The organism is uncultured Actinomyces sp., assembly GCA_900541895.1.
Taxonomy (GTDB): Bacteria; Actinomycetota; Actinomycetes; order Actinomycetales; family Actinomycetaceae; genus Pauljensenia.
Genome location: UWSI01000003.1, coordinates 81,300 through 106,319, shown reverse-complemented (window position 1 = coordinate 106,319; position 25,020 = coordinate 81,300). Strand labels below are relative to the sequence as shown.

Annotated in this window: 21 protein-coding genes, 1 tRNA gene and 1 riboswitch; of the genes, 17 read left to right on the top strand and 5 right to left on the bottom strand. The window is 55.6% G+C overall.

All coding sequences use genetic code 11. The annotated features are described in order from the left end of the window. Positions 1-19 precede the first annotated feature (19 nt). From tmk to QZR18_RS01925, 4 genes are all read left to right on the top strand, one after another. Positions 20-754 (top strand): dTMP kinase, encoded by a 735-nt coding sequence (tmk, locus tag QZR18_RS01940; RefSeq protein ID WP_178704403.1) that lies wholly within the window; start codon positions 20-22, stop codon positions 752-754. Beyond that, positions 751-1,998 carry a DNA polymerase III subunit delta' gene (locus QZR18_RS01935; protein ID WP_178704330.1) on the top strand — a complete coding sequence of 416 codons (1,248 nt, stop codon included), beginning with the start codon at positions 751-753 and terminating at the stop codon, positions 1,996-1,998. Before tmk ends, QZR18_RS01935 begins: the two co-directional genes overlap by 4 nt. Positions 1,999-2,018: 20 nt before the next feature. Continuing rightward, positions 2,019-3,671: an alpha/beta hydrolase gene (locus QZR18_RS01930; protein ID WP_178704327.1), complete on the top strand. Its 1,653-nt coding sequence runs from the start codon at positions 2,019-2,021 to the stop codon at positions 3,669-3,671. 125 nt (positions 3,672-3,796) lie between these two features. Next, positions 3,797-4,276, top strand: coding sequence for a toxin (locus QZR18_RS01925; protein ID WP_178704324.1), 480 nt, complete (start codon positions 3,797-3,799; stop codon positions 4,274-4,276). On the opposite strand, the gene QZR18_RS01920 is transcribed toward QZR18_RS01925, so the two are convergent. After that, the gene (locus QZR18_RS01920; protein WP_178704322.1) at positions 4,258-4,653 is read right to left on the bottom strand and encodes a DUF2218 domain-containing protein; all 396 of its coding nucleotides are present in this window, start codon (positions 4,651-4,653) and stop codon (positions 4,258-4,260) included. The genes QZR18_RS01925 and QZR18_RS01920 overlap by 19 nt on opposite strands. A 73-nt stretch (positions 4,654-4,726) precedes the next feature. On the opposite strand from QZR18_RS01920, the gene QZR18_RS01915 reads away from it, so the two are divergent. From QZR18_RS01915 to QZR18_RS01890, 6 genes are all read left to right on the top strand, one after another. Next, positions 4,727-6,154, top strand: a complete 1,428-nt coding sequence (locus QZR18_RS01915; protein ID WP_178704319.1) for an amino acid permease — start codon at positions 4,727-4,729, stop codon at positions 6,152-6,154. Positions 6,155-6,168: 14 nt separating this feature from the next. Then, a riboswitch (TPP riboswitch) is annotated at positions 6,169-6,268 on the top strand. Positions 6,269-6,316: 48 nt separating this feature from the next. Beyond that, complete coding sequence (locus tag QZR18_RS01910; protein ID WP_178704317.1) at positions 6,317-7,402, top strand: thiamine ABC transporter substrate binding subunit; 1,086 nt, start codon at positions 6,317-6,319, stop codon at positions 7,400-7,402. Beyond that, positions 7,399-9,066, top strand: coding sequence for an iron ABC transporter permease (locus tag QZR18_RS01905; protein ID WP_295910154.1), 1,668 nt, complete (start codon positions 7,399-7,401; stop codon positions 9,064-9,066). Before QZR18_RS01910 ends, QZR18_RS01905 begins: the two co-directional genes overlap by 4 nt. Further along, entirely contained in the window at positions 9,063-9,992 is a 930-nt protein-coding gene (locus QZR18_RS01900) for an ABC transporter ATP-binding protein (protein ID WP_178704311.1), read from the top strand. The genes QZR18_RS01905 and QZR18_RS01900 overlap by 4 nt, the downstream gene beginning before the upstream one ends. A 9-nt stretch (positions 9,993-10,001) precedes the next feature. After that, positions 10,002-10,736 carry a class I SAM-dependent methyltransferase gene (locus QZR18_RS01895; RefSeq protein ID WP_178704308.1) on the top strand — a complete coding sequence of 245 codons (735 nt, stop codon included), beginning with the start codon at positions 10,002-10,004 and terminating at the stop codon, positions 10,734-10,736. 21 nt (positions 10,737-10,757) lie between these two features. Then, the gene (locus QZR18_RS01890; protein ID WP_178704305.1) at positions 10,758-12,470 is read left to right on the top strand and encodes an alpha/beta-hydrolase family protein; all 1,713 of its coding nucleotides are present in this window, start codon (positions 10,758-10,760) and stop codon (positions 12,468-12,470) included. Positions 12,471-12,476: 6 nt separating this feature from the next. Here the strand turns inward: QZR18_RS01890 and QZR18_RS01885 are convergent, their stop codons facing one another. Next, a complete protein-coding gene (locus QZR18_RS01885) occupies positions 12,477-13,679 on the bottom strand; it encodes a family 20 glycosylhydrolase (RefSeq protein WP_178704302.1) in 1,203 nt (400 codons plus the stop codon). A gap of 89 nt (positions 13,680-13,768) precedes the next feature. Between QZR18_RS01885 and QZR18_RS01880 the strand changes: the two genes are divergently transcribed. The 4 genes from QZR18_RS01880 to QZR18_RS01865 all read left to right on the top strand — a co-directional run bounded on the left by QZR18_RS01880 (position 13,769) and on the right by QZR18_RS01865 (position 18,257). Next, positions 13,769-14,908 (top strand): ROK family protein, encoded by a 1,140-nt coding sequence (locus QZR18_RS01880; RefSeq protein ID WP_178704300.1) that lies wholly within the window; start codon positions 13,769-13,771, stop codon positions 14,906-14,908. A 92-nt stretch (positions 14,909-15,000) separates the two neighbouring features. Continuing rightward, positions 15,001-16,305, top strand: a complete 1,305-nt coding sequence (locus QZR18_RS01875; protein WP_295910149.1) for an extracellular solute-binding protein — start codon at positions 15,001-15,003, stop codon at positions 16,303-16,305. 126 nt (positions 16,306-16,431) lie between these two features. Beyond that, the gene (locus QZR18_RS01870) at positions 16,432-17,370 is read left to right on the top strand and encodes a carbohydrate ABC transporter permease (RefSeq protein WP_178704297.1); all 939 of its coding nucleotides are present in this window, start codon (positions 16,432-16,434) and stop codon (positions 17,368-17,370) included. Further along, positions 17,367-18,257: a carbohydrate ABC transporter permease gene (locus QZR18_RS01865; RefSeq protein ID WP_178704294.1), complete on the top strand. Its 891-nt coding sequence runs from the start codon at positions 17,367-17,369 to the stop codon at positions 18,255-18,257. The genes QZR18_RS01870 and QZR18_RS01865 overlap by 4 nt, the downstream gene beginning before the upstream one ends. A 59-nt stretch (positions 18,258-18,316) precedes the next feature. Here the strand turns inward: QZR18_RS01865 and QZR18_RS01860 are convergent, their stop codons facing one another. Then, a complete protein-coding gene (locus tag QZR18_RS01860) occupies positions 18,317-20,914 on the bottom strand; it encodes a lysylphosphatidylglycerol synthase transmembrane domain-containing protein (protein ID WP_178704292.1) in 2,598 nt (865 codons plus the stop codon). Positions 20,915-21,012: 98 nt separating this feature from the next. Between QZR18_RS01860 and QZR18_RS01855 the strand changes: the two genes are divergently transcribed. Together QZR18_RS01855 and pheA are read left to right on the top strand one after the other, a co-directional pair. Then, a complete protein-coding gene (locus QZR18_RS01855) occupies positions 21,013-21,717 on the top strand; it encodes a DedA family protein (protein ID WP_178704289.1) in 705 nt (234 codons plus the stop codon). Then, entirely contained in the window at positions 21,714-22,649 is a 936-nt protein-coding gene (gene pheA, locus QZR18_RS01850) for a prephenate dehydratase (RefSeq protein WP_178704286.1), read from the top strand. Before QZR18_RS01855 ends, pheA begins: the two co-directional genes overlap by 4 nt. Positions 22,650-22,694: 45 nt before the next feature. Here the strand turns inward: pheA and QZR18_RS01845 are convergent. Together QZR18_RS01845 and QZR18_RS01840 are read right to left on the bottom strand one after the other, a co-directional pair. Beyond that, a tRNA-Leu gene (locus QZR18_RS01845) sits at positions 22,695-22,778 on the bottom strand. A 138-nt stretch (positions 22,779-22,916) separates the two neighbouring features. Then, complete coding sequence (locus QZR18_RS01840; RefSeq protein WP_178704284.1) at positions 22,917-23,846, bottom strand: hypothetical protein; 930 nt, start codon at positions 23,844-23,846, stop codon at positions 22,917-22,919. Between the two features lie 182 nt (positions 23,847-24,028). Between QZR18_RS01840 and QZR18_RS01835 the strand changes: the two genes are divergently transcribed. Continuing rightward, a complete protein-coding gene (locus tag QZR18_RS01835) occupies positions 24,029-24,928 on the top strand; it encodes a DUF4862 family protein (protein ID WP_178704281.1) in 900 nt (299 codons plus the stop codon). Positions 24,929-25,020 lie beyond the last annotated feature (92 nt).

The following is a 25,020-nucleotide window of genomic DNA, read 5'->3' as shown; positions in this document are numbered from 1 at the left end:
AGATAGAGACATGAGATCAATGGGTAGTGGTGCACAGGCGGGGCGCGGACTCTTCATCACCTTTGAAGGTGGTGATGGGACCGGTAAAAGTACCCAAATTCAGCGGGTTCGCCGGTGGTTTGAAGAACGCGGACAACAGGTGGTTGTCACCCGAGAACCCGGTGGAACAGAGCTGGGGACGACTTTGCGTCAATTGGTTCAGAACGGACCGGAAGATGTTGATCCCCGCACTGAAGCACTTCTGTATGCCGCTGATCGCGCCTACCATGTCGCGACCCTGATCAGGCCGGCCCTTGAACGAGGGGAAATTGTTCTGGTCGATCGCTACATTGACTCGTCTTTGGCTTATCAGGGAGCTGCGCGCAGCTTGGGTGTGGATGAAATCCGCAGCCTGTCTATGTGGGCAACGGAAAGTTTGCTCCCCGATCTCACTCTGCTGATTGATGTTCCACCGGAAGTTGCCGCCAGGCGTCGCGGCGGCGAACCGGACCGAATGGAACGCGAATCTATGGAATTCCATGAGCGCGTTCGCCACCAGTACTTGGCGCTTGCGGACTCAGAAGCGGATCGTATCGTCGTCATCGATGGTGTGGGAACTGAAGATCAGGTCTTCAGTGAAATTCGCGGAGTTCTGGAAGAACGTGTTGATGCGGCATTCCAGGGATTGCCCGAAGAAGCTGTAGAAGATGCCAAGCCCGTTGAGTCTCAGGCAACGCTCTGGGCTCTTCTGGAAGAGGATGGCATTCTTCTGTGAGCGTTTGGGATGAATTGGTCGGCCAGGAACATGCCCTGGCGGTATTGCAACAGGCGGCTCAAGGCGCCCGAGCAATCGTCGACCATACCCAAGAGGCGCATCCAGCTGCGGAAACTTCCGGCTCCGTGCGCGCAGATGCCTCGTCGCTCACTCAGCCCACTGATGACTCATCTCGCTCAATGACCCATGCATGGCTCATCACCGGGCCTCCCGGTTCGGGGCGTTCGGTTGCGGCAATCGCTTTTGCAGCGGCCCTTCAGTGCACCGGAGAGTTCCCCGGATGCGGACAGTGTCCCGGATGCCGGACCACAATGGCTCGGACGAATGGCGATGTTTCGATCCTCACCACGGAATCTACGCAAATTCGTATCGATGAGGTTCGCCAGATCGTCTTGCGCGCACAGACCGCGCCCTCGCAGGGACGTTGGCGGGTCATCGTCATTGAAGATGCTGACCGTATGATGGAACGCACGGCGAATGTTCTTCTCAAGGCAATTGAAGAACCGCCAGAGCGCACAGTGTGGCTGCTCTGTGCTCCCAGTGCAGAAGACATGATCACCACCATCCGTTCGCGATGCCGGCATCTGGGACTGCGAATTCCAGATCCGCACGCTGTTGCGGACCTTCTTGTTCGTCGTGATGGTGTTGATCCTGCGGATGCGCTATCCGCAGCCCGCGCAGCTCAATCGCATATCGGATTGGCTCGAGCCCTCGCGAAAGACCCCAAGATGCGTCAGCGTCGCCGACAGATCATCACCGCCCCGGCACAGGTGCGTTCTGTTGGTGAAGCGGTCTTTGCCGCAGAGGACCTCCTCTCCATTGCGAAAACTCAAGCAGAATCCCAATCTGAAGAACGCAACGCCTGCGAAAAGGCCGAACTCATGCGTCAATTGGGAATGGAAGAAGGCCAGAGCCCGGCCTCGCATCAGCGTGCACGTATCCGTGAACTCGAAGAAGACCAGAAGCGACGCTCAAAGCGAGCCATTCAAGATTCTCTTGATCGAGCCCTCGTCGACCTTTTGGGAATCTATAGGGATGTTCTTCTGCGACAATTGGGAACGGATCAAGAGCCGATCAATGATGACTGCCTAGATCTCATCGACCAGCTCTGTTCTCAATCCACCCCGCAGCAGACCATGAAGAGAGTCCAAGCGATTGAGGAAGCTCGAAAGCGGCTGACAACAAACATGTCAGTCCCTCTGATTTTGGAGTCGATGGCACTCTCACTTCGACCGCAGGTCTAGACATCGAATAGGGTAGAGGCATGAATTCACGCTCCCGCCTGATCGTCTCCGTGTTGATCGTACTTGCGCTTGCCACAAACTTTGGCATCGCATACTACGCGAAGAATGCCATCGATCAGGCTGCCACCAGCGCCGCCTCAGGCACCTCGAACAACCAAAACAAGGTGACTGTTGCGCATGCGGCAGACCCGCTTCCCGGCAAGCCCACGAAAGAGCAGTTTTACTCTCAGCCGCTCAATTGGCGCCAGTGCGAGGTCTCGGAAATCACAAGCACCGGGGTGTCTGCACCGCGCGATATCAACAAGTACCAGTGTGCGTCGCTGACCGCACCGCTGGACTGGGAGAACCTCGACGGGAATCAAATCACCCTTGCATTGGCGGTCCACCGCGGGGACCAGAGTGAAGGTAAGGCGCTTTTTTACAATCTTGGCGGCCCCGGTGGAGCATCGGTGTCCTCAATTACCTCACAGGTCACCACCTCTTTGGGCAGTGGGCTTGTCTCGGCTTTTGACATTGTTGCTCTGGATCCGCGAGGCGTCGGAGCATCAACCCCCGTCCGTTGCCGAACTGATAAAGAGCGTGACGGCGACGCAGCTGGAACGCGAAACCCGATCGACCCGAACGCAAGCCCCGCAGAAATGATCAAGCTCGCAGAAGATACTTCTCGAGGCCTTGCCAAGGGATGTCAAGACCTCAGCGGTGACATCTTCAAGCACATCGATACCGTGAATGCGTCGAAGGACTTCGATATGGTTCGCGCGCTGCTTGGGCAAGAGAAATTCAACTACCTGGGCTACTCCTACGGAACTTTCCTGGGCGCCACCTACGCCGAACAATTCCCCGGAAACGTCGGTCACATGGTGCTTGACGGAGCACTTGATCCCTCGGTGAGCGGTGATGAGCTCTCCGCCATGCAGATGCGTGGCTTTGAGGCTTCCCTGCGTCACTGGGTGGAGGATTGCCAGGCAGCACATAACTGTCCGCTCAAGGGCGATGTAGATGCCGGCATGAAGCAGATGAAGAACTTCTTCGACCGCCTGTACAACTCGCCACTCCAAACCTCAGATCCGAATCGCCCGCTCACTCACGACCTCGCAATGAGCGCTGTCGTTGGGCTGCTGTACTCGACGCAGACGTATTCAATTCTCACGCAGGGAATGCAGCAAGCGCTGAACTCAGAGGACGGCTCGACGCTGCTCTATGTTGCGGATTTGCTGAGCGAACGCAATAAGGACGGAAGCTACTCATCGAATTCGATGGATGCGATCGTTGCTATTAACTCCTTGGACTATGAGCCTGTTGGTAACGCAGCCCAGTGGGAGAAGGACGCGACAGCACTGAAGCAAGAGCTGATGATCTTTGGTGATCTGGCCGGCTACACCTCCGCCGGACTTGAAGGGTGGCCGACCACGCATGCGAAGCGCCACGCAATCAAGGCTGAGGGTGCAGCCCCCATCATGGTCGTTGGTACGACTCATGATCCTGCAACCCCCTACGTGATGTCTCAGAATCTTGCGAAGCAGCTGTCGTCGGGCGTGTTGGTGACTTGGGATGGTTGGAACCACACCGCGTACTCGAAGAACGGAAGCAAGTGTGTGGCAACGGCTGTCGAAGGTTACTTCCTGCGTAACGCCGTTCCCAGTGCCGATCTTCAGTGCGGGGCTGACTCCTAGAAGCACTGATTCTTCAAAGATACGCCTGGAAATGACTGGGACCGGCTAGGCCCGTAGAGGCTTACCCTGTCGTCAATTTCCCCACTGGCCTTGGCAGCTGGGTCTGGGCTCGCTAACGTTGAGCTATGGACTTCTTCGGTGATGACGAAACAGAAACCCCCGGTCAGAACACGGATAGTGTTGAAGCCGACGTGCTTATTGACACCACCATCGAGAATGCCTGGGCCTTGGTCTCTGAGCCCGGCTGGTGGATCAATGATGGACCGCTGGGTGACCATGATGTTGAGCACGGTGATGACGGGCTGTACCACGTGACCGATCCGGAAGCGGGAACATGGCTTGTCGAAAAACTCGACGAAGATCCCATGGACGTTGTGCGCTTCCGCTGGTACCCCGTGGCCAGTGATGAATTCCCCGAAGAAACACTGACGACTGTCGAGGTCTCACTCTCAGAAGAAAAAGGCAAGATCGCACTTCACGTTGAGGAATCGGGAATTGCTGCCCTCAGCGATGATGAGGACGAGGCCTACCAGCTTTGGGAAGACGAAGCCGGTTTGTGGGATCAGGCCGTTGATAGCGCGAAGGATTACTTAGAGCGTCGGTGACACTCGATATCCTCTGCTGTTAAGGGGCCCTGCGTGGTTCCGGGAGTTTCCACACCATCGCTAGGATTCTTCCTCATCCACGCAACCTCAAGCCCGTCGCGATACCCAAAGCGAGCCAGGTGAATCCCGACGACAAACTCAAGGTGTTCCGCGGCCTCGGGTGAAGTCTTCAGCTCAAGACGCAAGTGCTGGTCTGTACACGAGATTGCGCACTCGCCGCCGGGCATCCCCTCACGAGTGAAGATCAGCGTTCCGCGAGCTGATTCATCATCCCACTGTGCGTCGATTTTCCGTCCCATATGTGAGGCAAGCTGATGCCCATATCGACGTGCGCGCTCGGTGGAAACATTGGCGACGGAAATCATCACTTCACTCATACAAGCCATTTTCTCCCATCTATCCCGATGGGGCATGCTAGCGTGGAAAGCTCAACTGAGAGAACGGATCACAATGAGCACCAGCGAAGACGATGAGCAGAGCTTCGGCGACGCCTCGGGTCGCGAGCTTCAGCGCAATCTAACGAACCGCCATATCCAGCTCATCGCTATTGGCGGCGCAATCGGTACCGGCCTCTTCATGGGCTCCGGAAAGACCATTGCAACGGCTGGTCCCTCGATCCTTTTGGTCTATCTGATTATTGGCAGCGCGCTCTTTCTGTTCATGCGTGCGATGGGTGAGATCCTCCTTTCGGATAAGAGATACGGTACTTTTGCCGATATCATTCGGCACTTCCTCGGCCCAACCCTGGGGTTTGTCATGGGATGGACCTACTGGCTGTGTTGGGTGGTTACAGGTATTGCTGACGTCGTTGCCATCACCGGTTACGTGCGTTTTTGGTTTCCGAACCTGTCCGCGTGGATTCCCGTTCTTGCTACGGCGCTCCTTCTCTTCACTCTCAATGCGATGACCGTTAAGGCTTTCGGAGAGACCGAATTCTGGTTTGCGATGATTAAGATCGTTGCAATCATTGCTCTGATTGTTGTCGGTGTCGTGATGATTGCCATTGGTATGCGTGACAGCAACGGTACAGCCGCGGCGGTTTCGAACCTGTGGAGTCACGGAGGCCTATTCCCAACGGGACTGAGCGGATTTCTGGGTGGCTTCCAGATCGCAGTTTTTGCTTTCGTTGGTATCGAGCTTGTTGGAACGACCGTTGCCGAGACCGCGAACCCCACGCAAACTCTTCCCAAGGCAATCAACTCGATTCCCGTTCGCGTTGTTCTGTTCTACATTTGCTCTCTTGCGGTCATCATGATGGTGACGCCCTGGGATCAGATTGATAAGGCCCAGTCGCCTTTCGTCACGATGTTCTCAATGACGGGGCTGGGAGCGGCGGCTTCACTGGTCAACTTGGTCGTGCTCACTTCTGCGGCCTCGTCGGCCAACTCGGGGATCTACTCGACCTCGAGGATGCTCTTCTCCCTCTCACTTCAGGGTGATGCGGCCCCCTTCTTTGGTCGTCTGTCAAAGCGCCACGTCCCCCAGAACGCGCTCTTCCTTTCGTGTGTGTTCTTGCTTTCCGCCGCTGTTCTTCTGGCTTTTGGCGATTCAATCCTGAGCGTTTTCACTGTGGTGACTTCAATGTCGGCCACACTCTTCATGGTCGTGTGGGTTTTGATTGTTATCGCCTACCTGTTCTACGTGCGGAAGTACCCGAACAAACACCGCAGCTCGACCTTCCCGCTTCCTGGCGGTGTCTTCTCCGCCTGGCTGTTTATCGCCTTCATTGCTGTGGTGGTCGTCGTGCTGTCCTTGGATATGGAAAGTCTGCAGGGGCTACTGATGTCGGCTGCGTGGATGGTTGGCATCACTGTCGTCGGCGTAATTCGTCGCCACCGTTCTCTGGTTCGCCGAGGCCGTACATCCCTCTCTGCTTGATGCGCTATGCTTGGCGAGTAAGACAGGGGAGCCCACCGTGGGCTGAGAGTGCGAATGCAGACCCTTACACCTGATCCGGATTATGCCGGCGTAGGAAGTCGCAATCTCCAGACTGCCTCCCCCGAGGCGGTCCAGCCCTCCCACCATTAGCGGAGGAAGAAAATGTCTACTTTTTCGGCGCATCGTCGCGTCCGTTTGATCGCATCAACTGCGACATTTTTGGTTGCAGCAAGCTCTCTTGCAGCTTGCGCGGGAAGCGCTAAGGATGGTGCCGCAACGCAGGCTGGCACGGCCTCGGCACAGGGTGATCAAAGTATCACTATTCTTGCCTACGATTCATTCGACTTCCCCCAGGACCTTCTGGACAAGTTCCATGAGAAGACCGGAATTACTGCGAAAATCCAAGCGATCGGTAACGGCGGGGAGCTGGCCAATCAGCTGGTTCTTACTAAGGATTCACCCCTGGGAGACGCAGTTTTTGGCCTAGATAATACGGTTTCAACCCGTATTGGCGGTCAGGGAATCATCGAGGATGCACATATCACCTCGCCCAACGCAGATGACAATTTCCAGGGCGAACCCGGTCTGGTTCCCATCGATCGTGGCGATGTCTGCGTGAACTACGACAAGAAGTGGTTCGCCGACCACCAGCTTGCTGTGCCGACAAGCTTCGAAGACCTGGCGAAGCCTCAATACAAGGACATGCTTGTCGCCATGAACCCGGCATCATCAACTCCGGGAATGGCATTCATGCTGGCAACGATCGCAAAGTTTGGTCCCGATGGGTACGCCCAGTACTGGAAGTCACTCAAGGACAACGGCGTGAAGATCACCGAGGGCTGGTCGCAGGCATTCAACGTTGACTACAGCGCTGGTGAAGGCAAGGGCAGCTACCCCATGATGGTGTCCTACGGTTCCTCTCCTGCCTATGCGGTCAATGATGCAGGAACCGAAAGCTCGACCGGTGTCATCACCGATACCTGCTTCCGTCAGGTTGAATACGCCGGTGTCCTCAAGGGAGCGAAGAACCCCGAAGGAGCAAAGAAGTTCATCGAATTCCTGCTCTCTGACGAAGTCCAGAGCGCAATTTCGAAGGCAACCTACATGTACCCCTACAAGGGACAGGCACCCGAGGCTCTGCAAAAGTTTGGCCCTCTGACCGATAAGCCCCTGCGTGTTGATCCTCAGGACATTGAGAAGAACTCGACTGCTTGGCTCAAGTCCTGGCAAGAAACGGTCCTTGGGTGACAGATTTTCGGCAGCGTGTGCTTAGGGTGGGCGCCGGGGCAATTGCCCTCGGCGTCCCCCTGGCGTTTCTTACGCTGTTTTTTGCCTGGCCAGCGGCGACTCTCATCGCTCAGGGATTTAGTGCTAAGGGAGGTGGGATTGACCTTTCGGGCTTAGGTGAGCTTTTGGGGGCTTCTCGAACTTGGAAGGTCATTGGCCGCACCCTGTGGATGGCCCTTCTGGGTACGATCTTTTCATTGATTTTGGGGATTCCGGGTGCCTACGCCCTGTACTGCTGTCGTTTCCCCGGACGTCGATTCCTTCGCGCAGTCATTTCGGTGCCCTTTGTTCTGCCCACAGTCGTTGTGGGTGTTGCTTTTCGCTCTCTTCTTGCGCCTCAGGGGTGGCTAGGCTTCTTGGGGCTGGATGGCACGATGACCGCGGTTGTCGCAGCGATGGTGTTTTTCAATTACTCGCTGGTTGTACGCAATGTTGGCAGTTTTTGGTCCCAATTAGATGAGCGTCCCGCTCAGGTCGCCTCATGTCTGGGTGCTCCACCACGCCGAGTTTTCCTGAGTGTCACCCTTCCGGCACTCCTTCCCGCGATTGCCTCTGCGGCCTCGTTAGTCTTCCTGTATTGCGCCACTTCCTTCGGGATTGTGTTGATTTTGGGTGGTTCGAAGCTCACGACCGTCGAGTCCGAGATCTACATGCTCACCACCCAGTTCTTAGATCTTCGCAGCGCCTCGGTGCTGTCCATTGTTCAGTTAGTCGTCATTGCACTGTCCTTGATCATCGCCGAGGCCGCGCGCAGACGTGGGAAGAACGCGGCAACTTTGGGTGCGCCTCGGGCGCAGAGGCCCGTGAGCGCGGGAGATCTGTGGGCACTGGTTTTCAGCGGTTTTGTTATTTGTGTGCTTGTCCTTCTGCCCCTGGCCGCACTGGTGTGGCGTTCCCTTCACCGACGAGGCCGTTTAACCTTTGAGCACTACGCGAAGTTGGCAGATTCTTCCTTCACTCCCGCTCTTCGTGTCTCACCCCTGCAGGCTTTGGGGCATTCGCTTCTTGTCGCCCTTGCCGCAATGGTAATTGCTTTAGGCGTGGGCGTTTGCGTGGTTCTTCTTGTGACGCGTCATCCCCGTTCACGAGTGGGACAAAGTGCATTAGCTGTGGTGGAAAGCGTCTTCATGCTTCCTTTGGGTGTTTCTGCTGTGACGGTTGGTTTTGGATTCCTCATCACCATGAACCGTCCGCCTCTAGATCTGCGCAGTTCCTGGATCCTGGTGCCCTGTGCGCAGGCCGTCGTTGCTCTTCCTCTGGTCGTTCGCCTGATCGCGCCCTCGTTGAGAGCAATTAACCCCCGGCTCCGCGAGGCTGCGGCAAGTTTGGGGGCCAGCGATTCTCGAGTTTTAGTAACAATCGATGGACCGGTCCTTGCGCGCTCCGTGGGTATAGCTGCGGGTTTTGCGATTGCGACGTCATTGGGGGAATTTGGTGCGACCTCTTTCCTTGCCAAGGGGGATGCAGTCACGCTTCCCGTGGTCATCTATCGTTTGATTTCACGCCCTGACGCCTTAGATCAGGGTGTGGCGATGGCTTCTTGTGTCCTTCTTGCAGCGGTATGTGCACTGCTGATTACCTGTATGGAATGGCTGCGTCCAGCGGAGATTGGAGACAGACTATGACCGATTCGACGGCTTTAGAGTGCATTGATGTGAGCGTTGATTACGGTTCTTTCCGTGCGGTAAATGGTGTCTCTTTCTCTCTTCAGTCCGGCCAAATCACTGCGCTTCTCGGCCCAAGTGGATGTGGAAAGTCGACGTTGTTGCGCGCAATCGCGGGCCTTGAACGTCCTCAGCAGGGCGATATTCAATGGGCTGGACAGTCAATTCTTCGCACTCCTACGTATAGGCGTGGTTTTGGCTTGATGTTCCAGGACGGACAGCTCTTTCCGCATCGCAGTGTTGAAGGAAATGTCGCCTACGGCCTGCGCGCTCTTCCCGCCTCCGAACGCTCTGCGCGTGTTGCAGAGGTTTTAGAGATTGTCGGTTTGGAAGGTTTTGGCCCGCGGAGTATCGATTCCCTGTCGGGAGGCCAAGCGCAGCGAGTGGCCTTGGCCCGCGCTCTGGCCCCACGACCTCGTCTCCTTCTCTTGGATGAACCGCTTTCCGCGCTAGATCGTTCGATGCGTGAAAGTTTGTCGATCGAATTGCGTGAAATCATCACAGGCGAAGGAATCACGAGCATCTACGTCACCCATGACCAGGATGAGGCTTTTACCGTTGCCGATCAGATTGGCGTGATGATCGCCGGGCGTCTTCGTCGCCTTGATAGTCCCGAGGCCATGTGGGAGGACCCGGGAGACATGGAAGTGGCGCGCTTTTTGGGAGTCGAGAAGGAAGAACTGGAGCTTGCTGGCAAAGAAGGTGAGCTCTGGGCGGTTGTGTGCGGTACTGTGCTGAGCCGCGGACGGGGATTCTCTGTGATTCCCGTTCAGTTGGAATCTTCTTCTAGTGCAGAACCAAAGTTGATGCGAGTTCCTTTCGACAATCCGATCCCTTCTGTTGGCCAGAGGGTTCAGGTCCGGGCATCTCGGGGGACAATCCACTAGGCTTCACTCGTGACCAATCCCTTTCAACACGCGACAGATTCCTATGGTTCTGTTCGTCCAAGCTACCCGCGTCAGGCGATCGATACGATTCTTGCGGGGGAGAAGGCCTCGGAAGTCACCATTGCGGATGTCGGTGCGGGGACGGGAAAACTGACCGCGGAGCTTCTTGAGCGCGGGGCGAAGGTGATCGCAGTTGAGCCAGCTCAGGCGATGCGCGAACAACTGGTGACGCTCCTGGGACACGATCAGAATGTGCAGGTCGTTGATGCCTGCGCTGAAGCAACTGAGCTGCCGGATGCGAGTGTTGACCGCGCCGTATTCGCACAATCGTGGCATTGGGTGGATCCACAGGCAGCGGGGCAGGAAATGCACAGAATTGTGCGTCCCGGCGGGCAGTTGATGATTGTGTGGAATCAACTGGATGTGACAATCCCATGGGTTCACAGGCTCACGAGAATTATGCGTTCGGGTGATGTTCACCGTCCCGACCGTCCTCCGACCGTGGGTGGGCACTGGTCCCAACCGGTATTGAATCGTTTCGATTGGAATGATTCCATGACCCCCGAAGCCATTATGGAGCTGGGGACGACGCGCTCGTCCTACTTGCGCTCCACAGCTGCGGGACGCGAAAAAATGCAAGAGAATCTGCGCTGGTACCTGTATGAGCATCTGGGCTTTGAGCCCCACTCCACTGTGAAACTGCCCTATTTCACGCTCGTCTGGGTTGCAGATCGGGCAGAATGAGACATATTCACAGGAGGTGTTATGGATATTTCACTCATTGGCGTCGTCGGCGCACTGGTGATGTACGGAGTATCCGTTTCGCCTTCTCTTCTTGCTCGATCGTGGCAGTGGCACGCGGTTGCCTCCGGTGTTCTCTCGGCTGTTGGCTACATCGTTGGACTGACGATCCAGCGTTTCTATGCCTTGGTTGTGCCCAGGCTTGGTGTTGAGATTACCGCTCCACAATCGGTATCGATTGCTTTTAGGGCTGTGCTACTGCTGGGGTTCTTCTTGTGGTTCCTCCGCTGGTTGCTCCAGTCCTATCGCGAGCGCAAGCATGCCAATCATCTGGTCGGAATGCGTGGTGAGACCTTAGGGGAATACCTCTTGGGAACTTTCTTAGCCTTCATTCTGATGCTGGCTTTGCTCGGTATTGCGTGGGGCTTACAGTGGATTGGCCGGGCAATTGTTTTCATCTTGAGCCGGTGGATGCACATGGTCTTCGCGCTGGCTATTTCCCTGCTCATTCTTGTCGTCATTGTGTATGCCTTGACCTCGCAGGTTCTTCTGAAGCTGGGTATTAATTTCTTCACCCGTCATGCACGACAGATGAATAACCGTACGGCAAAGGGGATTATCCAGCCCCAGGTGCCTGAGCGTTCGGGTTCGTCGCAGTCGCATTCCTCCTGGCGTGCCGTGGGCGGGCAGGGCCGCGTTTTTCTTGGTCGAGGTCCTAGCCGCGCCGATATCGAGGCCGTTACGGGTTGCTCGGCTATGGAGCCTATTCGCGTGTATGCAGGGATGCCCGAAGAAGGACAGAGCCTGCAAAGTGCCGCTGATCTTGTTGTTGAAGAATTGCATCGGACGGGTGCTTTTGATCGCGCTGTCATTTTGATTGCCACTTCGACGGGATCTGGATGGGTTGATGAATGGCAGGTTCAACCCCTGGAGTACTTGACTTGTGGGAATTGTGCGACAGCCTCGATGCAGTACTCCTTCGTTCCTTCCTCGATTAACTTCCTGACGGATCTGGATGTTTCTGAAGAAGCAGCGGTCATTCTCTTTGAAACGATTCGTCGCGCGGTGGATGAGCTTCCAGAAGACCGTAGGCCAGCGCTTTTCGTCTGCGGAGAATCTTTAGGTGCCTACGCCTCGCAACATGTCTTCTCGGGAATCATCGATGTTTTAAGTCGGACTGACGGTGCGCTCTGGGTGGGGACTCCTGCGTTCACGCCGATGCACGCGGAACTGACTGCCATTCGTCACCGAGGCAGTCCCGAGGTTGCCCCCGTTGTTGCAAATGGCCGCCACGTTCGTTTCGTTAATGTTCCAGAGAATCTTTGGGCAGATGTTTACGGCCGTGAACTCGGCGATTGGAACTATCCCAGGGTTGTCTATGCTCAGCACCCCTCGGATCCGGTGGTTTGGTGGAATTCGGAGTTAGTGTGGCACAAGCCCGACTGGATTTCAGAAAAGGTTGATGGGGATGTCAGTCCCCATATGCAATACACGCGAGGTGCGACCTATATTCAGGTCCTCGTCGATATGCCGGTTGCGGGTACGGCTCCGGGTGGTCATGGGCACACCTATCACGAAGAACTCATTCCGCTGTGGGAAGCGATTTTAGGGCTTCGTGAGGATGAGAAAAACGCGGGATCGCACTTTGGCTTGGATTCACGGTGGATTCAGGATGATACCCATGAAAGGATCGGCCGGGCCATTCGCGAAAATCTCTCGCGTTCGGAACGTCAGTAGAAAAAGTTAAGCTTTCCGACCGTAGATTCCGCGTTCGGCCAGCCACTGCATTTCCGCGCGAATGCGCTCGTGAATCTCGGCCTCGTCAAGGGCGCACAAACCATGCCAGGCGACTTCGGCGACGGCAAGCAAACGCGGGAAAAGCTGGTAGTACAACTGCTCACGTGTGGGAACGAATTCGCACCACAGTGCACTTTGAATGCCAATTGGCGCGGAGGCCGCTTGTGTGATCTCCTCCATGACCTCGGTGAGGATTCGTTTGGGAGTAATCACTCCGAACATTGCCGCCGGTTCATCCGAGGCCTCTCCAGCCAGGCGATTCAGATAGAGCTGGTCGCAGCATCCATATACCCATGGTTGTCCAGAGAGCGCTGCGCGTCGGGGTCCTTCACCGAATCCTCGCCACGCGATGATGAGAGTGTCATCAAGAACATCTGCCGGGGCGATTTCGGTGAGCTCATCCCAACCGGCAGCGCGCTTACCCAGAGAATGAAGGATTTCGAGTGCGCGTCGAGTCATGGATTCTTGGAGCTCACGTCCGCTATGAATTCCTTGGGATGCTAGAGAATCCATCAAGGCGTGATCGTTTTCCCAGGCCTCGAAACGACATTCGTCCCCGCCAATATGAATGATTGGCGATGGGAAGAGAAGAGCGACGTGGGTGAGTGCGGCATCAATCAAAGCCCAGGATTGATCTGTGGGCCAAAGAAGGTCATTACGATGGCTCCATTGCTCGGGAGGGAGCTTTGCCAATGCTGGATCTCCCAGCTCGGGGTAGGAGCGAATTGCTGCATGCATGTGACCGGGAAGGTCAATTTCTGGGATGACCTCAATTCCTTCTGAGGAAGCGTGGGTGATAATTTCCCGGATCTCATCATCTGTGTAATAGCCCCACGTGGAGTCTTGTGGAGCGCTCGTGATCATGACCGCGCGTTTATCCGAGTCCACATTGTCGTACCAGTCGAAAGCTTCGCGCGGTAAATGCGCGCCCGTTTGAGTGAGTTCGGGGAATTCGGGGATCTGGATACGCCAGCCAGCATCATCGGTGAGATGAAGATGAAGGCGGTTGAAGCCATAGCGTCCCAGCAGAGTGATGATCTCGTGGATAAGCTCGGGCTGCCAGAATGTCCGTGCGCAATCGAGCATAAATCCACGCCATGCGAAGGCTGGTGTGCATTCGCGATCATGTGGGATCATTGAGGGTGACACGTTAATCCTCTTTAATTAGGTCAACCGACTTTAGTGTTACGAATCGTAACATCAGATTCTGTGTGTGCCAAGGTCTGAATGGAGTAAAAGTGCTGAGTACAAATAAAGAGCGTGCAATTGCAGCTCTTGTGACGCAGGGGCCGCAGCATCGTGCTGCCTTGGCTCGCGGTCTTTCGGTTTCTCGCACAACCGTCACGAATCTGGTCCAGGACCTCATTGCCGAGGGATACATGGCCGATGATGGAGAATCTCCATTGAAATCCACCGTCAAACTCACGGAAAAAGTGGGTGTTCTGGTGTCGGTTGTCTTCTGGATTGATCGGACGTTAATTTCGATTGCCAGTGTTGATGGCCGCCTTCTCAATTCTCGAGAAATCGCAGAAAACCCTCACGAAAGCGGAAAAGTTCGCCTCTCACACGTCGCAGCGCCGCTGTCTGTCATGCGTGCCCAACTTGGCGATCCTGTGGTGCGTGCGGGTCATGTTGCGGTTAATACTCAGATCAACGTTCGCACGGGTGAAGTGGTCGGGAGTGCGGCCTCGTCGATGTGGAAGGGCACTAATCCGCTTAAGGCGATGGGCGCACTACTGAATGCTCCGATTTGTGTCGAGAATACGGCGCGACTGGCCGCATTTGTTGAGTATGAACGAATGGGTGAGCCGGCATCTTCCGTGGCCTACGTCCATCTTTCTCATGGCATCACCATGGGATATGTGTTGGATGGGGCGCTGATTCGAGGGGGGCACGGGGGAGCGGGCGAGCTGGGGCATATCAGTATTGATCCCATGGGAATTCCTTGCGAATGCTCTAATAGGGGCTGTCTGCAGCAGTATGTGTCGAGCCCTGCAATCCTCGCTCGCCTTCGACCAATTCTGGGCGAAAAAGCGGGGGTATCCGATTTTGTTGATGCTGTGAATGATGGCGATCATGCCTGCGTGAGCTTGGTTGAAGAAATTGGTGAACAGCTGGGCGTTGCGATGGTCGCCGTGACGAATCTTCTTGATCCCGAGGAAATTATCCTTGGGGGAGAGCTTGCAAAGGTGGGCGCTCACCTTCTCGAGCCGCTTCGTCGCGTTGTTCGTCGCCGAGGCCTTCCTCTGTCTGCGCACAACGTTCGTTTTTCCTGTGCGGGGGAGCCGGCCTCGGCACAGGAAATGGCTGCTGCAGCCTTCCGGGTGATCGTTCACGATGAGGAAATCGTCGAATCGATAGTCCGCTCTGTTGCATAACAAAAGTGTTACGCTTCTTGACAAACTTTTTGTCGGCAGTGATACTAAAACTCATCTACGCATAGGCGCGTAGCGTTTGAGAGGAAATACAGATGTCTCAGCACACAACCAGAAGGCGTGTGATCGCTCTGGCCACAGCATGTGTCCTTAGCCTCGGCCTCGCCGCATGCGGAAAGTCTTCGACCCCCGATGCAAGCGCATCTTCTGACACCTCCGCGCTGACAGGAAAGACCGTCCGCGTGTGGTTTATGGAAGGCTCGATTTCGGACGATGCCATTGCATACCTGGAAAAGACCTTTGCAGAACAGAACCCCGGAAACACCCTCAAGGTTGAAATCCAGCCTTGGGACGGAATCGTCTCCAAGCTGCAAACCTCGCTGGCTTCCAAGTCAGAAAGCCCCGATCTGGTCGAAACCGGTAACACCCAGACCGCTGTCTTCGCATCGGTCGGCGCATTCGCACCTGTCGATGACCTCTACAACAAGGTCGGTGGCGACAAGCTTATTCAGTCCTTCATCGATGCAGGACGCTGGGATAACAAGCTTTACGCACTTCCGCTGTATGCGGGCGCTCGCGGAATTATCTACCGTAAGGATCTTTTCGAAAAGGCCAACATCCCTGTCCCGAAGACCATCGATGAGCTGGCAGACGCGGCAATCAAGCTGGGTAAGGCCAACCCCGATAACGTCGAAGGATTCTCCGGCATGTACCTGTCGGCAGTGGATATCCACGGTGTTGAATCCCTGATGTTTGCCGGTGGCGGCGACTACGCAACCTTGAGCAATGGGAAGTGGCAAGAAAAGCTCACCGATCCGGCCACCGTCGCCTCGCTCGAGCGTGTGCAGAAGATCTTTAAGGACGGCACCGCATACGCGATGGACTCCTCCGCTTCGCAGAAGAGCTTCCAGAAGTACTTCAATGAGAACAAGGTCGGTATTCTGGTCGGTACCGGCTCGGTTGCCAAGAAGATCGATAAGGAACTGTGGGACGCAGGAAAGGTTGGCGTCATGCCGATCCCCGGAGTCAAGGAAGGAAGTGTCGGACAGACCTTCGCGGGTGGCTCCTCCATTTCGCTGGCATCAAACGCGCAGAACCCCGAGCTGGCCAAGAAGGCCCTTGAAGTGATCTTCTCTGAGAAGTTCCAGACCATGGTTGCCAAGGCTGGATGGACTCCCGGTAATACCCAGTACGGTTCGGCCTCGGAAGGTGCATTTGCGGACATTTCCACCACTGTTATCGAGAACTCCAAGCTCACGCCGAACACACCTCAGTGGGGTGTTGTTGCAGGCGATAACGTCATCCGAGACTTCTTCACCGAAATCGCTCAGGGCAAGGACGTAAAGACAGTTGCAAAGGATGCGGGCGCGAAGCTCGATACCACGCTGAATAAGCAGTAGGAGTGATACTCCTTCATATCTCGCGCCAATCTGAAGGATAGACAGAAAGGCGCATCCGAATCGGGGAGTCGCCCGACCTTTCACGGGTGGCTCCCCGAACCTTCCCAATACTCGGAGAGAGCAACGATGACCTCCTCGCAAAGCTCAGTGCGTGCGGGCAGCCCACGCAAGAAACTCATGCGCACACTGGCACCCTTCCTCCTTCTAATCCCAGCCGTTGTTTTGGTCCTGGTTGTTCTGGGATACCCCATGGTTCGCCAGTTCCTCATGTCGTTCCAAAAATTCGGATTGGAACAGCAATTTGGGAAGCCACCAACATGGGTGGGGCTGGATAACTATGTTGCGATTCTCTCCGACCCCTATTTCTGGTCTGTCCTGGCAAAATCCCTTGCCTTCTGCGCGTGGACTGCCGGACTGACCATGGTCGGTGCAATCTCCCTGGCGCTCATGATGCGCGCGGCATCTCCTGCTGCCAGAACCTTCATGAACTCCACTCTGATTGTTGTCTGGGCAATGCCACTTCTTGCCTCTTTGACTGTGTGGCAATGGTTGGTCGACCCGAACTTTGGTCTGATCAACTTCCTTTTGGCATCGATTGGCCTTCCATTCAAGGGGTTCGCGTGGCTCTCAGCCTCGTATTGGACCTTCTTCTTAGTCGCCTCGGCAATGATTATCTGGGCATCCATGCCCCTAGCAACGATTTCCATTTACGCAGCTGTCACGCAGATCGATGACTCTTTGCTTGAAGCCGCGCAGATTGATGGAGCGGGCTATATCTCACGCCTTCGTTACGTGATCTTCCCGTCGATTTCTCCAGTGATCGCACTCATTGGTGTCCTTCAGGTGATTTGGGACCTGCGTGTCTTCACCCACATCTACGTTCTTCAGCAGTCGGGTTCGATTTCGACTGAAACAAACCTTCTGGGTACCTACGTGTACCGCCTTGGTATCTCTCAGGGTAACTACGGGATGGCCTCGGCCCTTGCAACGGTCATCTTGCTGATCACCGTGGTGATTACAGCGAAATACATTCACATGCTCTTCACGAAGGGGGACGCACGATGAGCACCGCACAGGTTTGGGAACGCGCACACCAGGCTGTGCCTCGTCCCCTCAATCGCAAGAAAATCCATCCCGGCAAGATTGCAGTCAATGCGATTTTGGTCATCACTTCGCTCGTCTGGCTCCTTCCCGTGTATTGGATGGTGAACTCAGCATTCCAAACCGAGAGAAACCTTCTGTCGAGCCCGCCAAAGCTGATACCCGCGCCGCTGACCACCGAACACTTCACCAAGGTGCTCACATCTCCCGCATTTCACTCCGCGTTGCTCATGTCCTTGGGTGCGGCAGTCATCACCGTTGTGGCAACAACCCTGTGCTCACTTCTTGCAGCTTTGGCCTTAGCACGTTTTAATTTCCGAGGCCGTCGGACTCTGATCGTTGCAATTCTTGTGATTCAGATGATCCCCGCCGAAGCGCTCTTTATTTCCCAGTACAGGATGTTGGACTCCTGGGCGCTGTTGAACTCGGTTGCTGGCCTGTCATTGCTGTACGTGGGTGGCGTGCTCCCCTTCGTCACGTGGATGATGCGCGGTTATGTCGAGGCCGTTCCCGAAGAGCTCGAGCAGGCCGCAATGATCGACGGATGCACCCGAATCCAAGCATTCATGCGTGTGACCTTACCGCTTCTCGCACCGGGATTGGTATCGACCTCGGTATTTGCCTTCCTTCACTCCTGGAATGAATACACGCTGGCCCTGATTGTGCTCTCTCGCGATTCGGCAGTGACTTTGCCACTGTGGCTGCAATCCTTCCAGCAGGGCCTGCAAGGTTCGGACTGGGGCGGTGTGATGGCAGGCTCGACACTCATCACAATCCCCGTGCTGATCCTGTTCATTTTCGTTCAGAACCGGATGTCAACCGGTATGGTGTCTGGGGCTGTGAAGGGCTGAAAAATTTTTACTGGCAGCCCCATGTCGGCCTGTCAATATGCGGCAAAGTCAGCAGAGGATCAGATCAGGTTTCGCTTCTGCATGATCTTCAGGGCCACCCAACCGAAGGGAGCGCGGCCGTAGAAGGTCACCAGACGGTAGATGATCGCGGTCGGAAGAGCCACAGACACGGCGATTCCGGCAACTTGAAGGCCACCGGTGAGTGCGGCCTCGACCGGACCGATGCCACCGGGGGAGGGGACGACAGAACCCAGTGAGTTCGAGGCCAAATAGGTGATGGAGAGCGTTACCAAGTTCAATGACCCGCCCATTGCGGTCAGGGACGCCCAGAAGGCTCCAACGAAACCAATATTCATGAGCAGGTTTCCACCGAGCACCGCGAGGAGGCGCTGAGGCTGACCGGCAACCCACAGGAGACGCGGATACACCTGCTTCCATGTTGGCTCGATCTTCGACCAGATGAACTTTCGGATCTTCGGAATCGAAATGCACACGATGACAATCACAGCTACGACAGCGGTTCCGGCAATAATCGCGCCGTAGGGGAGTGAAACCGACAGCGACGAACCCGAGAAGAACAGGACGATGACCAACAATGAAACGGTCACCAGGAACTGGGAGATCTGCTGCAAAGTGACGGTGGTGACGGCAGCGGCTGTCGACATCTTCTGCTTTGTCAGGAAACGCAGGTTGAGTGCCGCCGGACCGATTCCAGCGGGAGCAACAAGAGTGATAATTGAGGCTGCGATCTGCGCCAAGATGGCATCGCCAAATTTGACCTTCTCTTGGCTGAAGGCAACCAGGGGAACGGCTCCTCCAACCCAGGTTGTTGCTGCGAAAGCGAAAGCGACAGCGATCCAAATAGGGCTTGCCTGCTTCACCGCAGCGACGATATCGGAGAAGTTGAGCGAACCCATCAACACGACAACCGCAACTGCCAGAACACCGAAGGTAATCATTGTCCTCGGTGCGAAGCGCTGAAGGTTTGCGGGCTGAACGGATTCTTGCGGGGTGTCGGCGACGATCGCCTCGCGCAGGCGATCCAGAAGGTCGCTACGTCGAAGAGCGGAGGAAACCTCGGAAGGAAGAACCGGCTTTTGAAGAACCGGCGCGCAGGCGACCAATTCCGCTTCGCTGAGGTTTCGCCGTGCCGAGGCCAGAGCTCGTTCGGGCCCAGCATAGATAGCAAGTAGGGTAAGGAGCTGAGCGATATCAATGCGTTGGTTGAGCTCAGTAGTTGCAACTTCGCCTTCATCCCAGTGGATCAGCCAAACCTCTGAGGACTGGTCGAGTACGACGGACGAAGGGGCGATGTGGCGGTGGCTGATCGCGTGAGAGTGTGCCAAGAGGAGCTGCTTCCACGCCTGATCAAGAATGTCATCGCTCAGTGCATCGGTGTCAGCCAGATCCTTGAGGGAAGCTGTTGGGGGAAGGGCTCGCATCGCCGTCATGATCGAGTCCCCAGCTTGAGCAATACCCATGGGCTCAGGCAAGCGAACACCGGAACGTTTAGCTGAAATAGCGGTCAGCATGGAGCGCTCTGCAGCTGCTTTTACCGAGGGGGATACCCAGCGAGAAATCCCGCGCAGGCGAACGTTGTTCCATACTTCCAGGAGTGTGCCGGCCATACCGCGGCCCGGATCCAAAATAGTGATTTCGTATGGGACGCCGTAGGTATCCCAGACCTGGTAGTGGCGGTTTCCGTCGGCCGGTGGTCGGCGGGCAATCGTGTATTCCGCTGAATCAGCTTCAGCGGTCCCCATACGGAAGTGGCCGTGTGATGTTTCCGTAACAGCCCATGTGTCTAGCGTGACTCCGGCGGGAAGAAGGTCTGTGCGGATGATGCGTGAGGGAATAATCCGGATCGAGAGCAGCGCCTTCACAATCTGGCCGCCCGAGGCACTGCGGTCTTGGAAGCCCAAGAAGAAACGCGATGAGACACCAAAAGTGCGACCAAGAAGAACGGAGATCAACGCGGATGGAAGAGTGAGTTGCCCGCGAAGTACCCAAATGACGATGATGATGCCCAGAGCCCAGTAGGACCAGCGGACTGAACGAAGTGCTTCCGCTTCACCCGCAGCTGTGAAGAGGGCAATGAGAGCGATTGCGACCAGGTTGATCGCGATGTGCGAGGCCGTCTGTCCGTTCTCCACGTTCGTGATCCTGAGTGGACCAGTAATGGTTTCAGGAAGTTGGCGAAGTCCCAGCAAGATGACATACGAGGCCACGCCGGCGATCATGGCGGTGGTGAGAGCTTCGATGGCAGTGGAGATCTGTCGGCGGAAAAGCAACATTCCAATGACGGCGATCGGGGTGACCAAGATAGTCAGGCCCTCCAAGAGCGACAGGGGCATCAGGAGGAGATCGCGGATCACTGTAACTCGTAGAACGTCTTGAGCGACGCCTTCTGTCGTTGAGGATGCGACGAATCCCAGGCCCCACACAAGGACAATTCCCACAAGGCACATGATGGCCTCGTAGAGATCAGCCCGGCGCCGGCGACGGGAAAGCAGGTGATCGGCAAAGAAAACAGGTTCGGGAAGCCGAGAGTGCAAGGAAGTGGATGCAGTCGATTCAGGGGGATCCACCGGTGGTTCCACAGAGGATGTGGGGGCCTCGGTTATGTCAGACGTGACCAGTTCCTCGGAATTCTCCATGGATGACATCCTATCTGTTGTGTAAAGACCGGTAGGGTTGATTCAAGTAACATGCCGTGCACTTTGTCATTCGTTGTACCCAATTGAAGGAATTCTGCATGCTGAACGCCATCCTGGTGAACGCCTCAGGGCTTGACACCTTCATTCACTGGTTTAAAGACCCCGAAAGTCTGCTGGTCGCAATGGGACCGTGGGTTCTGTGGGGGACGATGCTCATTGTCCTCATTGAGTCGGGTGTTCTTTTCCCTGTTCTTCCCGGAGAATCTCTGCTCTTCACAGCAGGTTTGCTGCACGATCGACTGGGCCTGCACCTGCCAACCCTGATCATCATGGTTGTTGTTGCAGCCTTCATTGGTGCGCAAATTGGTTACTTCCTGGGTGCAAAGTGGGGGCGCAAGCTCTTCAAGCCGGATGCGCGAGTACTGAAGACCGAGCACTTGGAGAAGGCTGAGCACTACTTCCGTGATTACGGCGGTCGTTCGCTGGTGATTGGTCGTTTCATTCCCTTCGTGCGGACCTTCATTCCACTCGCTGCGGGAATTGCACGCTATCCCTACAGTAAATTCCTGCTGTTCAATACCCTGGGTGCACTGCTGTGGGGCGCTGGCTTCATTATTGTCGGTTCGCTGCTGGGCAATGTCCCCTTCGTTCACGACAACCTCACGCTGATCTTGGGCGTCATTATTCTGGTTTCGGTCCTACCCGTGATTCTAGAAATCATTGGGCAGAAGCGTAATGGTGGCGCTCAAGCCAAGGATGCGACTGAGAATGTCGTATCCGCGCAGGAGGATCGTTCCGAGTGAGCACCTTGCGAATCGCATTTCTTGGCCCATTTGGAACCTTTACTGAGCAGGCCCTGCGTCAGGTTGCTCCCGAAGGGGCAGAACTCATTCCGCTAACCTCTCCTCCTCTGGCGATGAAGGCTGTGCGTGAGGGAAGGGCAGACTGGGCGGTTGTACCCATTGAGAACTCCATCGAAGGTGGAGTCAATGCAACGCTCGATGCCCTAGCAGACTACCCTCAGCTGGTGATCCATGCGGAAATGCTGGTGCCCATTACCTTCCACCTGGCGGTTCGACCCGGTACCCAAGTAGCGGATATTCGCAAGATTGGAACCCACCCGCACGCGTGGGCGCAGTGTCGAAACTGGGCTGAGGAAACCTTCCCTGGCGTTGTTCACGTCCCCACGACCTCGACTGCTGCAGCGGCCGAGACCTTGGGTTCGGGCGAAAGCGCATTCGAGGCGGTTCTGTGTAACGCAACCTCGGTGGATCGTTACGGTTTGGAATCGCTGTTCACGGATGTTGCGGATAATCCTGGTGCGATTACGCGTTTTGTGTGCGTGAGAAGGCCGATTGAAGGGGCGTTGACTGCGCCAACTGGACACGATAAGACGACCATTCAAGTTGCGCTGCCTGTCAACCAAGCGGGATCGCTCATGCGTTTGCTTGAACAGTTCTCGGTGCATGACGTCGACCTGTCACGAATCGAATCGCGTCCCAGTGGTGATGGTTTGGGTGCCTATACCTTCTCGATTGACATGGTTGGACACGTCGCTCAGGAACATATTCAGGCGGCGCTGCGCGGGTTGTATCGAGTGTCTCCGGATGTGCGATTCATGGGTTCGTACCCCAGCTCGACGGTCAATAGCGCGGATGTCCCTCAAGATGACGAGGACTATCGACGCGCACGAACCTGGGTGCGCGAGCTCCTTGCGGGCGTCGAGCAGGACTGAGTAGGTAAAACAAAAGGACCCAGCTTTCGCTGGGTCCTTACTACGTGCGCGAGGGGGGAGTTGAACCCCCACCCTATCACTAGGACACGGACCTGAACCGTGCGCGTCTGCCTATTCCGCCACTCGCGCGTACGTGGAAACTTTAGGGAATGAGGACGCAGAAGTCAAACCGAAGTGTGAAAGGCGGTGAGCGTCACCTTGAGAAGCGTGGAGATGCTCTTCCTGTAGTTGATCGCCACTCGCGCACGGCTAGCTTCCGTTCTTCTTTTACTTCGCAAGGAAGCGCTGGACGAAACTTTCGGGTAGATACAGGTACTTTTCTGTAAGCCCCATAAAGGTCTCGAAGTCGATCTTGGGATTGCTGAAAAGCTCGTGAAGTTCGGGATTATCACCCCGGGTAATCGGGCCGAATTCTCCAGTGGGTAGGCAGTAGAAGATATCGCGACTGATTGCGAAACCGTTGTTATTACCGAATTCTTCCATGACTGCAAAGCGCATGTAGTCGGCCATCTGGAGTATCTGCCGTGAGATGTCTTCCGTATCGATGGGCGCATAGAGCAGGATGGATCGTTGCGGAATGGCGAAGAATAATCCGTGGGGAGCGTTAATGTGGAGATTGCTTACCAATGCGCCGATGTTTGCGGCCTTGCCGGCAATAAATGGAGATTCTCCCAGAAGTTCGGTGAATGGACCCACCTGTTGCTTGGTATCGATTGGCTCGTTATCGGTATTGATCTGACCGTAGTAGAAGAGCTCGTCGACTGAAAGCGGGTAACGCGCAAGGCTTTGATCAGTCACCAATGACACGCTGTTTGGGAAATCCAGATAGAGCGCTTTGGCTAATCCGGCGGTGAATGGGCGAATGTAGGTGATGGGGAGATCTGAGCTCTGCCCGTCCCGGATGATGCGTGTGCGAATTCGTCGGCGAAGCTCATCGGGATCATTGAGTGACTTTTCGGGCATCCGCAGGGTCTCAATCATGAATGCGACCCAGCGTTCGATCCGTTCCTGATGCTGGGATGGGTCGGAGCGCGAGAGATCTGACAGAAGGTTTTCAACGTTGAAGCGCATGGTGTCGACGGTCAAAATGTAGCCGTTTGTTTGAGGGTCGACTTGGGGAGTTGCATTGATGCCAGCGTCTTCCAGGCGCTTCAAAAGGTAGGGGAAAGTGCGTTGAATCAGTTCATTACGGTCCATGGACTAAGTTTATCGTTTTTCATATTTGAAAGAGTTGGATTGAGGCCGGATGAAGACTTTGATGCAGGTCTTTTCCGAGGGTAAATTTGTCTGACGAATATGCTGCGTTTTTGGGCTTGACCTGTCAGACTTATTCGTGCGTGTCCCAACGACGGAGACATCATCACAGAAGGATGATCACAATGACAATCCCATTCATTATTGGTGCTTACGCCTCGCATCCGGCGCCCGAGCTGCAAGAGGACTACTACAAACTTCTCGCACAGCAGCCGTGGATTAACGGCCTCGAAATGCCCTATCCCGGACAGATCGCCACCGACAACGAACTTTTGGCCGGTCTACTCTCCGCGGACTGGGATTTCAACACTATCACCGCCATCCCCGGCACCATGCAAAACGTCGGCAAAGACGCGAACTTCGGTTTGGCCTCGCCAGATCGGGACGGTCGCGAGGCCGCGCTGGCTTTCACCCGCCAGCTGCGCGAGGACTTGGGTAAGTTGTGCGAGCATGCTGACCGCAACGTGGTGACGCGCATCGAGGTGCACTCGGCTCCCACGCGAACCGCCGAAGGGGATGCCTTCAGGCGTTCACTGGAAGTTCTACGCGAATGGGACTGGTACGGTGCGAAGCTCGTGATTGAGCACTGCGATCGCTTCATCCCAGAGCAAAAGCCAGAAAAGGGATTCCTTTCGATCGAAGAAGAAATCCAGATCGCTGCGGAATTTGAGGTCGGTGTCCTGATTAACTGGGGACGCTCCGCTCTAGAAGAACGCAGTGCTGATGCTGCCTACGATCACATCATCGCGGCTGGAAAACGCGGAGTTCTGGATGGCGTCGTCTTCTCTGGTGCAGGTCCCGAGGAAACTCAATACGGCTATTCGTGGGTTGATGGGCACCTGCCCGCCCAGGTTGATGAGCCGGCATCACTGATGAGTAACGCAGAAATTAAGCGTTGTGCACAGGCTGCAATCGAAGGCGGATGCAACTATCTGGGTGCGAAGATGTGCGTGCCCAAGGACGCGACATTGGAGGAGCGACTTGCGATGCTCACCCATGTCTACAAGGCCTGCAATTTTCAGTAAGCGTGCGCGCCTCAGTGCTCGTTGAAGATGTGTCGTAGGGGTGGAGTCGGGGAGTGGCTCCGCCCCTACTCTTTGTGTAAACATGTATAAAG

Bases quoted from the DNA above. Each gene is read 5' to 3' on its own strand.
- tmk (WP_178704403.1), top strand. From the start codon at position 20: ATGGGTAGTGGTGCACAGGCGGGGCGCGGACTCTTCATCACCTTTGAA.
- QZR18_RS01930 (WP_178704327.1), top strand. From the start codon at position 2,019: ATGAATTCACGCTCCCGCCTGATCGTCTCCGTGTTGATCGTACTTGCG.
- QZR18_RS01925 (WP_178704324.1), top strand. From the start codon at position 3,797: ATGGACTTCTTCGGTGATGACGAAACAGAAACCCCCGGTCAGAACACG.
- QZR18_RS01920 (WP_178704322.1), bottom strand. From the start codon at position 4,653: ATGAGTGAAGTGATGATTTCCGTCGCCAATGTTTCCACCGAGCGCGCA.
- QZR18_RS01915 (WP_178704319.1), top strand. From the start codon at position 4,727: ATGAGCACCAGCGAAGACGATGAGCAGAGCTTCGGCGACGCCTCGGGT.
- QZR18_RS01910 (WP_178704317.1), top strand. From the start codon at position 6,317: ATGTCTACTTTTTCGGCGCATCGTCGCGTCCGTTTGATCGCATCAACT.
- QZR18_RS01900 (WP_178704311.1), top strand. From the start codon at position 9,063: ATGACCGATTCGACGGCTTTAGAGTGCATTGATGTGAGCGTTGATTAC.
- QZR18_RS01890 (WP_178704305.1), top strand. From the start codon at position 10,758: ATGGATATTTCACTCATTGGCGTCGTCGGCGCACTGGTGATGTACGGA.
- QZR18_RS01875 (WP_295910149.1), top strand. From the start codon at position 15,001: ATGTCTCAGCACACAACCAGAAGGCGTGTGATCGCTCTGGCCACAGCA.
- QZR18_RS01870 (WP_178704297.1), top strand. From the start codon at position 16,432: ATGACCTCCTCGCAAAGCTCAGTGCGTGCGGGCAGCCCACGCAAGAAA.
- QZR18_RS01865 (WP_178704294.1), top strand. From the start codon at position 17,367: ATGAGCACCGCACAGGTTTGGGAACGCGCACACCAGGCTGTGCCTCGT.
- QZR18_RS01860 (WP_178704292.1), bottom strand. From the start codon at position 20,914: ATGGAGAATTCCGAGGAACTGGTCACGTCTGACATAACCGAGGCCCCC.
- QZR18_RS01855 (WP_178704289.1), top strand. From the start codon at position 21,013: ATGCTGAACGCCATCCTGGTGAACGCCTCAGGGCTTGACACCTTCATT.
- QZR18_RS01840 (WP_178704284.1), bottom strand. From the start codon at position 23,846: ATGGACCGTAATGAACTGATTCAACGCACTTTCCCCTACCTTTTGAAG.
- QZR18_RS01835 (WP_178704281.1), top strand. From the start codon at position 24,029: ATGACAATCCCATTCATTATTGGTGCTTACGCCTCGCATCCGGCGCCC.